We start from the raw sequence: 11,135 nt of genomic DNA on the forward strand, positions 1-11,135 counted from the left end.
GGCACCTCGACAGCTGCATCGGCGTTCGAAACAGCCCGAGCATGCCTGATGATCAGGCTGCCGCACCGGAGAACACCAAGATCACCGACAGAGTCAAGATTAGGATCGCCCTCATGATTCGCGCTGTGGTGTTCGACGTCGGTGAGTGCCTGGTGGACGAGACCCGCGAGTACGGGACCTGGGCCGACTGGCTCGGTGTCCCGCGCCACACCTTCGCCGCGATGTTCGGCGCCGTCATCGCCCAGGGACGCGACTACCGCGACGTCTTCCAGGAGTTCCGCCCTGGTTTCGACCTCCGCGCGGAGCGAGAGAAGCGCGCGGCCGCCGGACAGGCGGAGTGGTTCAGCGAGGGCGACTTGTACGACGACGTCCGGCCCGCGCTGGCCGCGCTCCGCGAGGCCGGCCTGTGGCTGGGCATCGCGGGCAACCAGACCGTCAGGGCCGGTCGTATCCTCCGCGAGCTCTTCAACCGCGACGTCGACATGATCGGCACCTCCGACGACTGGGGCGCCAGCAAGCCCGACCCCGAGTTCTTCGTCCGCCTCGTCGACGTCGTCCCGTTCCCGGCCGGCGAGATCCTGTACGTCGGCGACCGCCTAGACAACGACATCCGCCCGGCGGCCGCCGCGGGCATGAAGACCGCGTTGATCCGCCGCGGCCCCTGGGGCACCATCCAGGCCCGCGACCTCGAGGCCCAGACGCTGCCGGCGTTGCGCATCGACAGCCTCGCCGAGCTCCCGGAGCAGATCAGCAAGGTCAACGCTGCAGAGCGCTGAGCGTCGTCGACCAGTCGTAAAGCCGGTCGTCGAGGTCGCGGACGCACTGCTGGTGCTGCCATGGCGCGAGCTCGCGCCGGACGTCCCGAACCCGCTCCATGCCGGTCGCATACCAGGTCAACGCGAGCTGATCGAGGGCACGGCCAGCGTACGCGCACGCCTCGTCCGGATTCCCGGCGGCGGCTTCGACGGACGCCAGGTCGCCGAGCACCACCGTGCGCTGCTTGTCGGCATCCGCTGGCAGCTTTTCGAGGACCTGGAGCAGCGTAGTGCGGGCTTGCGGAAGATGGCTGGCCCGCAGCTGGGTGTTGCCCTTGAAGACGGCCAGCCGCTCGGGTGAGAACCAGTCCATCCATGGCGGGGTGGGCTGCTCCGGGCCGGCGGCCAGTACGTCTTCGGCGTGCCCGATCAAGTGCAGGGCGGTCCGGGTGTGCCCGCACCGGGTCTCGCACTCGGCTTCGACGGCGTCCAGCCATGCCAGGAACTGAGCGCCGGCCGCGCCGCGGCGCGCGTACGTGCGCGCGGCCACCATGCGGTCAACGGCCTCGTCACGGCGGCCTCCCCAGCCTGGGACGAACGCGGAGTGGGCGAGGATCGCCGATCCGAGCAGCGCATCGTCCGCCTCGCCGGCGGCCTGCAGCGCCTGGACGAACGTATCGGCCGCCGTGGAGGGCTGCTGGAGGTCGAAGAACTCGATGCGCCCGGCGAGCAGCAGCGACTCCGCGAGCGCGGCGGCCAGGGCTTGCCCGGCCGTCTCGGGGAGGAGGTACCAGCCCAGGCGGGCGTGCTGAGCGACGGCAGGGTGCAATTGCGCGGGCGCCACGGTCCAGTACAGGCGACGGTGGGCAGCGGTGACCGCGGCGTAGTCGACGCCCACGCTCGCGGGCTGCGCCCCCTGGACTGCGGTCGGGACGGCTGCCAGGCCTACCGTGGCCAGCGTGCCCCTGACGACTGTCCGGCGGCCTGGAGCGGGCACAGGGATGGCGCCGTCTGCCCACGGCACCGAGAAGCCGAGTTCTTCGATGGGCTGCCGGAGCAGGTGTGTGCGGTCGGTCATCGCGGGCGGCTTGCGCCGGGCGAGAAGCCGAACCGGAAGCGGATGGCGACGGTGGCCTGCGTCTTCGACATCCGCCCCGCCCCCAGACGTCCGCACGACGTGATCCACCCGCCCGGCGGCCGCAGCGGCGAACGGCTGCCCCGGCCGGGACCGCGGGCCGAGAACAAGTGGTGCACCGCCTCCCTGGTCCGCGCGCCCGAACAGGTCATCGCCGACGCCTTCGACCAAGCCGAGGCCCGTGACCCCAAGCACCTGCGGCCGTGGGTCGTGCTGGTCGACGGCGCCCGCCACCAGACCAGCTACGGGTGATGGGCCCAGACCACCCCCACACCCTCCTCACCCGAAACGACATCGCCCAGTGGCGGGGAAAGGCCGGGGATGCGGCCGGGGCCGCCACCGCGTTCGAGCAGCTACTGGCCGATGAGCTACGGGTACAGGGGCCAGACCACCCCGAAATCCTCCTCGCCCGCAGTCAGCTCGCCTACTGGCGGGGGCAGGCGGGGGATGCGGCTGTTGATCTATCGACCGATTGATGAGCAAGATCGATAAGTGGCGGCGCGCGGCCGGATCGGCACCGGATCATGCCCATAAAACGGTGTCAAAAAGTCGATGTGCTCAAGAACTGCCGCATGACCCATTTCTGTACGATCTGGCGGGTGCAGCCACCCCAGGACGACGACACCGCCGATCTCCTCGCCCCCGTTCCGGCCGTACGGACCGGTGGCCTTGTGGGATACGCACGCGCGTCCACCAAGGGATAGTTGCTCGACCGGCAGGTCCACGCGCTCACCGAAGCAGGGTGCATCCGGATCTTCGCCGACAAGAAGTCCGGCAAGAACGCCGAGCGCGAGGAGCTGTGGAAGGCCCTCGACTTCCTCCGCGAGGGCGACACCCTCGTCGTCCCGTCGCTGGACCGGCTCGGCCGCTCTCTCCAGGACCTCATCGCCATCGTGTCCGGCCTGCGGAAGCGCGGCGTCGGCTTCACCTCGCTGCACGAGGCGCTCGACACGACGACGCCAGGCGGGCGCCTGGTCTTCCATGTCTTCGCGGCCCTCGCGGAGTTCATCCGCGAACTCATCGTCCAGGGCACCAACGAGGGCCTGGATGCCGCCCGCGCCCGAGGTGCCCGCCTCGGCCGCCCGCCGGCCATGACCGACGAACAGGTACGTCACGCCCGCGACCTGCTCGCCCGCCCGGAGAACACCGTCACCTCGATCGCGAAGCTCCTCGGGGTCTCCCGCAACACCATCTACAACTACGTGCCCGAAATGAAGGGCGGCCGTCTCGCGCTCGCCGAGTCGACCAACACGGCAGAACTGCCCCGACCCTCCAGGTCAAAGGACTGATCACCGCCGTTTGCGGTTGGTGACACGGTTCTTACCGGCACGTCGGCCGTGAGTTCAGCGTGACTGAAGGACTTTCATCGGGAACCCACGGCGTCTTCTGCGGATGTGCTCGAAAGTGCGGTGGGTTCGTCGCCGCCGTATCGGCAGGATACTCATTTGCTCTTGTTGGGGCAGGACATGTGGCAGCAGCCGGGCGGGGCCCCCGCAGAGGACATGATCTGCCGGTGAACGAGCCGGCCTGCACCACGGTCGAGGTCAGTTCATCTGCCGGCGGGCCTGCTTCACCTCGCGGTCGATGGCCCAGGCGTCGGCGACCGGCCCGAGGTGGCCGAGCTTGTCGGGATTGATCACCGTGCGGATGGTCTGAATCTGCCCGTCGAGCACCTCGAGGACCAGGGTGTGCAGGATCTTGCTGTCCCGGTCGCGGAAGATCGCGCCGGGCTGGCCGTTGACCTCGTGCGGCTCGAACGACACGTCGATCCGGATCAGCCAGGGGAAGACCGGGCCTCAGCCCAGAGCTTGCGGTGGGTGTTGTCACAGTGGACCGCATGCTGCTGGCCACCGAGCCGACCGTCGGCCGCTGGACCGCACCAGCTCGACCGCGTCCTGCTTGAACGGAATACCGGGCAGCCTCCACCCACACGTCATCGGCCGGTAGAGCGCGTTCCCGCGAGCCTTGCCCACACCGCGTTGCCTCCGGTGAAGACGGACCGCTCGACGCCCCATCGTTCGGCCATGTGCTGGACGAGGAAAAGGCCGCGCCCGCCTTCGTCGTCCAGACTCGGGCTGCAGGGGATCAGGCTGCGCACGGCGGTGTCGTGGTCGTGCACTTCCAGATGGATCAGGTTGTCGGCGGTGAGCCCGACGCAGCAGAGGAACTGCTCGCTGGGGGTGTGGCGTATGGCGTTGGTGGCCAGCTCGGACAGTACGAGGACCGCGTCCTCGCAGCTCTCCTCGGCCAGCCCCCATGTGCGCAGGCACGCATCCGTCGCGGAACGGGCGGCACCGATGCTGGCCAAGCCGGCCGGGAGTTTCAGCCAGTGGACTTTGCCCTGGGCGGCTTCGCTCAGGAGCTGGGGGGAGGGATGGGACGTGGCAAGGTCCACGGGTTCGCCTTCCGTCGGCGGACGGGCCTGCTGGGCGTGGGGAGTCCAGATGGGCGGGCAGCCGGTGACCGGTCCGGTCGCGGAGCGTGCCAAACCCTGAGAGCCCGTGTGGTGACGGAGACTATGAGCGTGGCCGGGTGTGGTCGATCACAGTGACACTATGCTAGCTGTCCTCTTCAAGCAGAAACCATCTCTCTGATAATTTCAGTTCGTTGGTGTCTGCCTGTAACCGTCCGCCAAGTCGCTTATGGTGTCGTGTCGGTGACAGTCACTCAGGAGGAAGAAGTCGTGAGCGAAGCCCGTCCAGTCGGCGGCACCAGCGCTCCCACCGTGCTCCGCATGATCCTCGGCAGACGGCTGAGGGACTTGCGGGAAAGCGCCGGGATGTCACTGGAAAGCGCGGCCAAGGCCCTACACGTGAACTCCCTGACGGTCCGACGGATGGAGAAAGCGGAGGTCGGGCTCAAGATCCCCTACGTCGAGGCGCTCCTGCGGACCTACGGCGCTGACAAGCAGGAGACCGACGAGTTCGTCGACCTGGCCGAGCAGGCCAACCAGCCCGGTTGGTGGCACAGATACCGCGATGTCCTTCCGGGATGGTTCACCGCCTACGTGAGCCTGGAGAGCGATGCCCGGACGCTCCGCACTTACGAGCCTCACTACGTCACGGGACTGCTGCAGACGCACGGGTACGCCCGTGCCATCCTGCGCGCCGGGTTCCCCAACGACATTGACCAGGACCTCGAACGACGAGTGGACCTGCGCTTGCGCCGCCAGAGTCTGCTGGACAGACCTGACGCACCCACCCTCTGGGTCGTGATGGAAGAGGCCGTGCTGCACAAACTCATCGGCGGTGCCGAGGTGATGCGGGAGCAGATCGAGCGGCTCCTCGAAGCCGGGGAACTGCCCAACGTCACCATCGACATCGTGCCGTTCACGGCGGGTGCTCACGTAGGCGCGTTCGCCCCCTTCACTTACTTCCGGTTCGACGCTTCGGAGCTGCCCGATGTCGTCTATACAGAGCTCCTGTCGGGCTCTGTGTATCTCGACCAGCGGCCCGACGTGATCGCTCACCTCGAGGCGCACAACCGGATGTCCCTGCTGACCTCGTCAAGCGACAGCAAGGCTCTCTTGAACCGCATGCGGAAGGAGTACACGTGACCATCACCGACGGCGGAATCTACAACGGAATGCCCGCCTGCAAACTCGGCGAGAGGGGCTGGGAACGCCCCTGGAGCGGGACCAGCGGCGGGCAGTGCGTGGAGATGAAGCGGCTGACTGACGGCCGCATCGCGGTGCGGCAGTCGACGGATCCGGCCGGACCCGCGCTGATCTACACGCCGCAGGAAATCGGGGCCTTCGTCACAGGGGTCAAAAACGGCCTCGCCGACCACATGACCGCCCCTGAGCCGTCCCTGCAGCAGAACCGCAACACTTAGGGCACAGCTCCCAGCAGTAAAAACCTCTCCAAGTAGCACGTAGCGCAACCAGCTTCACGTAACACAAGCAGCTCCAAGACCGACACACACCACGGGAGAGACACGATGACCGGCCCCCATGCCGCGCGGGACATCGACACCAGCAAGCCGCACTCCGCCCGCATGTACGACTACTACCTCGGTGGCAAGGATCACTTCGACGTCGACAAACAGGCCGCCGAGAGAGTGGCGGTGGCATATCCCGGTATTTTCGTGTGTGCCAGGGAGAACCGGGCGTTCATGCACCGGGCCACCCGTGTCCTCGCCCGTGAGCACGGTATCCGGCAGTGGCTCGATATCGGCACTGGCATCCCCACCGAGCCCAACCTGCACCAAGTGGCCCAGGCCATCGTCCCCCAGGCCAGGGTCGTCTACGCCGACAACGACCCCCTCGTCCTCAAGTACGCCGAGACCCTGATGCGCAGCGCGCCCGAGGGCCGCACCACCTACATCGAGGCGGACGCCAACGACCCCGATGCGCTGCTGAACGCCCCGGAACTATCGGAGATCCTGGACCTGAGGCAGCCGGTGGCCCTGTCCCTCAACGCACTCTTGCACTTCATCACCGACGCCCAGAACCCCTACGGGCTCGTCGCCCGCCTCATGGGCGCTCTACCCTCAGGCAGCGCCCTGGCTATCAGCCACTGCACTCCCGACTTCGACCCGGCCACCTGGGAGAAGGTCACCCAGATCTACACCAGCGCCGGAACGCCTGTTCAGTTCCGGTCCAAGGATGACTTCGCGCGCTTCTTCGAGGACCTCGACTTGCTCGAACCCGGCATATCCGTTGGCCACCGCTGGCGCCCCGAGGTGGGGAAGAACCGTCCCGAGGAGGAGATCACGGACGCCATGGTCAGTCTGTGGGCCGGGGTGGGCATCAAGTCCTAGTGTCTTGCGTCGGGCAGCAGGTGAAGATCAGTCGCAGCCGGTCGTCGCTCACCGGTCCCTCCCGTTCAGGATCTGCCCCTCGGCTCTGGAACAGCAGTTGGGCCTAGGCATGGCGGTCGTGGCGGGAGGCCTCGCGCCGCAGCCGGTCGATGGCGCGGTTGCGGGCCGTGGTCGTGATCCACGCGCCCTGGTTGGGCGGCAGACCCGTCTGCGGCCATCAGGCGAGGCCCACTGCGAAGGCGTCCTGCACCGCGTCCTCGGCGACGTCGATGTCGCCGAGGACGCGGATCAGGGTGGCCACGCAGCGGCCGTACTCGCTGCGGAAGACGCTCTCGATGCCCGTCGTGGGAAGTCACCGCCGTGCTACTTCGCGGGTTCCTCCTGGAACGGGCGGACCGCGACCGGCCCTTGGCATGCCTTGGTCGCCTCGGTCGCCCAGGCCAGTGCGGCGTCGAGGTCCTCGGCCTTGATCACACGGCATGTCGTCGGTGACCACCTCGACGACGGTGTGGCTGCACGTCCAGCCGTTCTCCTCGACGGTCGGGGTGTGCACCCGTACGTTCGCGGTGCCCTGCGGGGTGCGCAGCTCGGCAAGGCGGTAGTGCGACAGCGCGGAGTGCGAGGCGCTCTTCCGCGTTGACGACGCCGACTCACTCGACGGGGTACGTGAAAACGGTGGGCCGGCCGGTCGAGGGGCGACGGCGTCTGCGGGCCCGCCCCCGAAGGAGACGGGCCCGCAGACGCCGTACTCGTCATGTGGTGGCGCTGCCACCACATGACGATCAGGCCGACCGCGATGGTGCCGGCCTTGATGGACGCGCCTTTGAGCGCACGGTGTCGCAGGCCAAGGGCGGCCGACGTGGGCGGCCGATTCGACTTCCGGCACCACCTCCCAGCGCCACCTGGTGCCAGTCGGCGCTGTTCCAGATGTGGCACGCCGCATCCAAGGAAACTTCATCTCCGAGCAGCCCCAATGGGCGCAGGCCGTCCTGGACGGCGCCGACCTGTCCGGCCTGGATCCTGAGCTGACGTACCTGGCGGAGGCGATCTACCCGGAGAACCGCATCGTCGTCGACCACGGCCAGCGGAAGGAGTTGGTGCTGCTCGCCGCTTACCGACCGGCTGACGGTACGGAGGAGTCGCTGTCGGTCGCACCCCGCAGTGGCTACAACGTTCGCGTCAGCCTTGACGACAAGGACCGCCTTATTGCACTTTGGCGGCTGATAGGTCTTCCCACTTGGCAGGCCAACTATGCCAACTTCTGACGTATGACCCCCGACCCGACGCCCCTCTCTGGCCTGCTCCCGTCACCTCCTCGGAGCCGCCGGGCGAGAGGCGTCGGCCTGTCCCATGCCGGATGCGTGGCGCGCCCCTCACTGCCCGGGAGGCGCGCCTGGGGCATGGGCCGGGACTGCCGGCGGAAGCTGGGGCTGAGCAGCGGGCCGAGGGATGGGGCGGTTCGAGGTTCCGCAGGACGGGCTGTTCGGCTGAGCGCTAGCCGGTCTGTTGCTGTTGTTGCTGCTGCTCGGCTTCGCGGATGGGGTGGACGGTGCCTTGGAGGGTGCCGTCTTGCTGCTCGAACTGGCTGAGGGCGAGGCCGAGGCCGAAGAAGGTGGGTGCCCATTCGCCGACGAAGATGCCCCACCGGTCGGCGCGGGCGAGGTCTGCGTGGGGGCCGGGTTCGGCTTTCAAGCTGGTGACCCAGGTGGCGACGGATAGCGCGATGGATGCCATGGCGGCGAGGTAGGCGTGTTCGCTGCGTATGCCCATCTTGTGCATCGACTTGATGATCACGGTTCGCTCCCTTGGTTCGGGTTCTCTATCGGGCTGCCCACTCAGACCCGAATAACACATATCTGGATCAATCGGACACGTCGGTGTGCCTCCCTGATCGACGCCTCCAACGCCGCCATCAGGTCCACCGCCGGTACCGGCTCCGGTGGCTCGGCCAGCTCCCCGCCCGTGGCTTTCGCCGCCACCAGCTGCTGTAGCGCGGCGGCGTAGCCGTCGTGGAGCTCGGCCAGGTCGACGCCGGCTAGCGCGTCCATCAGCACTTCGGCCAACGTCAACTCCCGATCGGTGACGGGTGCGCTGCTGGCCAGGTCGCCGGGATCGCGGATCTCTTCGGGCCAGCGCAGCGTGTGGCAGACGAGGATGCCGCGCCGCGGCCGCGTAGCACCGCGAGCCGCTCCCGGGACCTGAGCGGCACCTTGCAGACGGCAACGGTGCCGTGCCGGGCTAGGGCTTCGACGAGTAGCGCGTAGGGCCGCTGAGCTGCGGGCCCGTCCGGTGCCGCGCAGTAGGGCGTGGAGTACATGATCGGGTCGACGTCGTCGTCCGGGACGAAGCCCAGCACTTCCGCCGTCTTGCGGATGGGTAGGGGCACGTGGTCCATGTCGTCGTCCGACAGGATCACCGTGCGCCCGTCGGGGGCCTTCCAGCCACGGGCAATCTCATGCCGAGGGACCTCGACGCCCTCCCGTTCGCACATGCGGCGGTGCCGGATCCGAGACCCGCGTGTGGACCTGGTGCAAGCCGGGGCCGAGCTCCTCCGTCGCCGAGCAGTAGGTACTGGCCCTTGACGGTCGGCGGCTCCGCGTACTCGACCTTCAGTGGCGAGTCCGACGGGAGGGCCGCGAGGAGGCGGACCCGAGGTATGGAGGTGACGAGCCTTCTCGCACCTCTCACACTCCTCGCACCCATTGCCCTACACCGCCAAATCCGGCCCCGGCCGTCCCGTCTCCGAGGGACCGCCGGGGCAAGGTCTCATGGGGACCACCCTGTCCGCCGGAAGGTCATGAGGGTCCCCCTCGACTCCGCCCCGACATCCGCCGGCAGACGCCGTTCCCCCACTGCTCCTTGTACGCCGGACGGGAGGGACGGACCGGTGCCCAGCGGGCGGCGAGTGCTCATCCCGCGATCATCCCGCGCGGACGCCCAACAGCCAGAGCTCTTCAGGCGATCCTTTCGAAGTCCGGCTTGCCAGTGCCGCTATCGGGGCAGATCCAGTCCTCTGGCACGTCTTGCCAGAGAGTGCCTGCGGCGATGCCATCATCTGGCCAGCCGCTCCTCTCGTCATAGATCAATCCGCATCCAATGCACTGCCACTTCTTCCACGCCGCCATCGCCGCCATCGCCGCCACCGTTTCCGTGAGATCGCTGTAACCGACTGCGTGCTCGTCCCACGGTGAACCCCGTAGCAAGCTCTCAACCCCCGGTGATCCCCGTAACGAGTTAGCCCATGGGCGCCATAGACCCGGCGGCGCAGCTCGTCCCGCGCCTAGGTGCCCTCGATGTGACATGACGTCCAGTCCGCCCGATCTTGCCCGCATTCGGGTGCCTCAACTTGTCCGACCATGGCTGACCTGTCGTCTCCTGTTTTCTTCTCGTTAGCCAGAAACCTTGATCGGGGGAACCGTGAGCGAGATCGTCCGCCACACCGAAGCCGCGCCCGTCGCCGTCGACCGCGACCGCGAGCTGTCCGCCGCCACCATCAAAGCCATCGCCGCCGGCCGCGCCGACTCCAGCAGCCGCGCCTACAAGGCCGACCGGGAGGAGTTCGTCCGCCGGTGCGCAGCCGAGGGCAGGACCCGCTGCCCTCCACGGCCGAAACCCTCGCCGAGTACGCGGCGCACCTCACCACCACGCCCCGGCCGCGCACCGGCCGCCCGTCCGCCCCGCCGTCGATCGAGCGAGCCATGTCCGCGATTGCCACGCTCCATGAGGAGTACGACCAGCCGCGCCCCTGCATGAAGGGCGCGCGCCGTCATCAACGGCTACAAGGCTGCTCTCGCGCTCTCCAAGAGCCCGGCCGCCAAGCCGAAGAAGGCCGCGCCGCTGTACCGACCGCCATCCGGACCATGTTGGCGGGGTGGATCGCAGCACGCTGCAAGGCAAGCGCGACGCGGCCATGGTGCTGCTCGGCTTCGCCACCGCCGCCCGCGTCTCCGAGCTGGTGGCGTTCGACGTCGCCGACATCGTTCGGACCGAGCACGGTCTCGACACCTGTCAAGCTATTCACGGAGAACGCGATCTTGTACGGCACCGACCCCGCCACCTGCCCCGTGCGCGCCCTGATGGCCTATCTGGAAGCACTGGCGGCCGTTGGGCGCACCGACGGCCCGCTGTTCGTCCGGATCGACCGGCATGGCCGCATCGCCCCGCCGATGAACCGCCACGGCCGCGCCATTGACGACCCGTCCGGGCGCCTCACTCCGCAGGCCGCCGGGCAGACCCTGGCCCGACTCGCCGACGCCGTCGGCCTCGAGGGCCAGTGGTCGGGGCACTCGCTGCGCCGCGGCTTCGCCACCGCCGCCCGCCTCGCCGGACACGACATGCTGCGCATCGGCCGGGGCGGCGTCCCGCTCGTCGGCGTACTGCGGCGGGAGGGCCACGGTGAGGTGGCGGATCCGGTCCTGGTCGGTGGTGCCGATCGGAGCGGTGTAGCCGAGCCGGGCGCGGGTGTCGATGACGATGCCCCCGGT

The 11,135-nt window shown here is 68.4% G+C and carries 14 protein-coding genes and 6 pseudogenes; 10 read left to right on the forward strand and 10 right to left on the reverse strand.

Annotation, left to right across the window (positions count from 1 at the left end):
• Positions 1–113 precede the first annotated feature (113 nt).
• Positions 114–776 carry an HAD family hydrolase gene (locus tag EFK10_RS23775; protein WP_127357670.1) on the forward strand — a complete coding sequence of 221 codons (663 nt, stop codon included), beginning with the start codon at positions 114–116 and terminating at the stop codon, positions 774–776.
• Here EFK10_RS23775 and EFK10_RS23780 read toward each other — a convergent pair.
• Complete coding sequence (locus EFK10_RS23780) at positions 757–1,833, reverse strand: transcriptional regulator (protein ID WP_240677428.1); 1,077 nt, start codon at positions 1,831–1,833, stop codon at positions 757–759. The genes EFK10_RS23775 and EFK10_RS23780 overlap by 20 nt on opposite strands.
• On the opposite strand from EFK10_RS23780, the pseudogene EFK10_RS23785 reads away from it, so the two are divergent.
• The 4 genes and pseudogenes from EFK10_RS23785 to EFK10_RS23795 form a co-directional block, all read left to right on the forward strand.
• Positions 1,822–2,127 (forward strand): annotated as a pseudogene (locus EFK10_RS23785) (ISKra4 family transposase); the annotation flags it as partial. The gene EFK10_RS23780 and the pseudogene EFK10_RS23785 sit on opposite strands and share 12 nt — an antisense overlap.
• 14 nt (positions 2,128–2,141) lie before the next feature.
• Positions 2,142–2,366 (forward strand): hypothetical protein, encoded by a 225-nt coding sequence (locus EFK10_RS23790; protein WP_206305562.1) that lies wholly within the window; start codon positions 2,142–2,144, stop codon positions 2,364–2,366.
• Positions 2,367–2,462: 96 nt separating this feature from the next.
• The gene (locus EFK10_RS52235) at positions 2,463–2,594 is read left to right on the forward strand and encodes a hypothetical protein (protein WP_265737550.1); all 132 of its coding nucleotides are present in this window, start codon (positions 2,463–2,465) and stop codon (positions 2,592–2,594) included.
• A complete protein-coding gene (locus EFK10_RS23795) occupies positions 2,595–3,179 on the forward strand; it encodes a recombinase family protein (protein ID WP_240677429.1) in 585 nt (194 codons plus the stop codon).
• A gap of 255 nt (positions 3,180–3,434) precedes the next feature.
• On the opposite strand, the pseudogene EFK10_RS23800 reads toward EFK10_RS23795, so the two are convergent.
• Positions 3,435–3,686, reverse strand: a pseudogene (locus EFK10_RS23800) (RNA polymerase subunit sigma-24); the annotation flags it as partial.
• A gap of 137 nt (positions 3,687–3,823) precedes the next feature.
• The gene (locus tag EFK10_RS23805; RefSeq protein WP_206305563.1) at positions 3,824–4,285 is read right to left on the reverse strand and encodes an ATP-binding protein; all 462 of its coding nucleotides are present in this window, start codon (positions 4,283–4,285) and stop codon (positions 3,824–3,826) included.
• Positions 4,286–4,573: 288 nt separating this feature from the next.
• On the opposite strand from EFK10_RS23805, the gene EFK10_RS23810 reads away from it, so the two are divergent.
• The 3 genes from EFK10_RS23810 (at position 4,574) to EFK10_RS23820 (ending at position 6,651) form a co-directional block, all read left to right on the forward strand.
• Positions 4,574–5,446: a helix-turn-helix domain-containing protein gene (locus EFK10_RS23810; RefSeq protein WP_127357671.1), complete on the forward strand. Its 873-nt coding sequence runs from the start codon at positions 4,574–4,576 to the stop codon at positions 5,444–5,446.
• Positions 5,443–5,724 (forward strand): DUF397 domain-containing protein, encoded by a 282-nt coding sequence (locus EFK10_RS23815; RefSeq protein ID WP_127357672.1) that lies wholly within the window; start codon positions 5,443–5,445, stop codon positions 5,722–5,724. Before EFK10_RS23810 ends, EFK10_RS23815 begins: the two co-directional genes overlap by 4 nt.
• A gap of 105 nt (positions 5,725–5,829) precedes the next feature.
• Positions 5,830–6,651 (forward strand): SAM-dependent methyltransferase, encoded by an 822-nt coding sequence (locus EFK10_RS23820; RefSeq protein WP_127357673.1) that lies wholly within the window; start codon positions 5,830–5,832, stop codon positions 6,649–6,651.
• A gap of 13 nt (positions 6,652–6,664) precedes the next feature.
• Here EFK10_RS23820 and EFK10_RS23825 read toward each other — a convergent pair.
• Positions 6,665–6,988: pseudogene (locus tag EFK10_RS23825) on the reverse strand (sigma factor); the annotation flags it as partial.
• 138 nt (positions 6,989–7,126) lie between these two features.
• Positions 7,127–7,267 (reverse strand): annotated as a pseudogene (locus tag EFK10_RS53420) (hypothetical protein); the annotation flags it as partial.
• Positions 7,268–7,580: 313 nt separating this feature from the next.
• On the opposite strand from EFK10_RS53420, the gene EFK10_RS48820 reads away from it, so the two are divergent.
• Positions 7,581–7,916 carry a phosphatase domain-containing protein gene (locus tag EFK10_RS48820; RefSeq protein WP_206305564.1) on the forward strand — a complete coding sequence of 112 codons (336 nt, stop codon included), beginning with the start codon at positions 7,581–7,583 and terminating at the stop codon, positions 7,914–7,916.
• Positions 7,917–8,145: 229 nt separating this feature from the next.
• Here EFK10_RS48820 and EFK10_RS23835 read toward each other — a convergent pair whose 3' ends face one another.
• From EFK10_RS23835 to EFK10_RS23850, 4 genes and pseudogenes are all read right to left on the reverse strand, one after another.
• Positions 8,146–8,445: a hypothetical protein gene (locus EFK10_RS23835; protein WP_206305565.1), complete on the reverse strand. Its 300-nt coding sequence runs from the start codon at positions 8,443–8,445 to the stop codon at positions 8,146–8,148.
• Between the two features lie 41 nt (positions 8,446–8,486).
• A complete protein-coding gene (locus EFK10_RS23840) occupies positions 8,487–8,714 on the reverse strand; it encodes a Ku family protein (RefSeq protein WP_127357674.1) in 228 nt (75 codons plus the stop codon).
• Positions 8,715–8,716: 2 nt separating this feature from the next.
• Positions 8,717–9,166, reverse strand: a pseudogene (locus EFK10_RS23845) (Ku protein); the annotation flags it as partial.
• A gap of 439 nt (positions 9,167–9,605) precedes the next feature.
• Positions 9,606–9,785, reverse strand: a complete 180-nt coding sequence (locus EFK10_RS23850; protein ID WP_322973385.1) for a rubredoxin — start codon at positions 9,783–9,785, stop codon at positions 9,606–9,608.
• Between the two features lie 283 nt (positions 9,786–10,068).
• On the opposite strand from EFK10_RS23850, the gene EFK10_RS23855 reads away from it, so the two are divergent.
• Positions 10,069–10,404: a hypothetical protein gene (locus EFK10_RS23855; protein WP_127357676.1), complete on the forward strand. Its 336-nt coding sequence runs from the start codon at positions 10,069–10,071 to the stop codon at positions 10,402–10,404.
• 584 nt (positions 10,405–10,988) lie between these two features.
• Here the strand turns inward: EFK10_RS23855 and EFK10_RS23860 are convergent.
• A pseudogene (locus tag EFK10_RS23860) lies at positions 10,989–11,135 on the reverse strand (telomere-protecting terminal protein Tpg); the annotation flags it as partial.

Source organism: Streptomyces soli (assembly GCF_003999195.1).
Lineage (GTDB): Bacteria > Actinomycetota > Actinomycetes > Streptomycetales > Streptomycetaceae > Actinacidiphila > Actinacidiphila soli.

Bases quoted from the DNA above. Each gene is read 5' to 3' on its own strand.
- EFK10_RS23850 (WP_322973385.1), bottom strand. From the start codon at position 9,785: ATGGCGGCGATGGCGGCGTGGAAGAAGTGGCAGTGCATTGGATGCGGA.
- EFK10_RS23820 (WP_127357673.1), top strand. From the start codon at position 5,830: ATGACCGGCCCCCATGCCGCGCGGGACATCGACACCAGCAAGCCGCAC.
- EFK10_RS52235 (WP_265737550.1), top strand. From the start codon at position 2,463: ATGACCCATTTCTGTACGATCTGGCGGGTGCAGCCACCCCAGGACGAC.
- EFK10_RS23780 (WP_240677428.1), bottom strand. From the start codon at position 1,833: ATGACCGACCGCACACACCTGCTCCGGCAGCCCATCGAAGAACTCGGC.
- EFK10_RS23790 (WP_206305562.1), top strand. From the start codon at position 2,142: ATGGGCCCAGACCACCCCCACACCCTCCTCACCCGAAACGACATCGCC.
- EFK10_RS23775 (WP_127357670.1), top strand. From the start codon at position 114: ATGATTCGCGCTGTGGTGTTCGACGTCGGTGAGTGCCTGGTGGACGAG.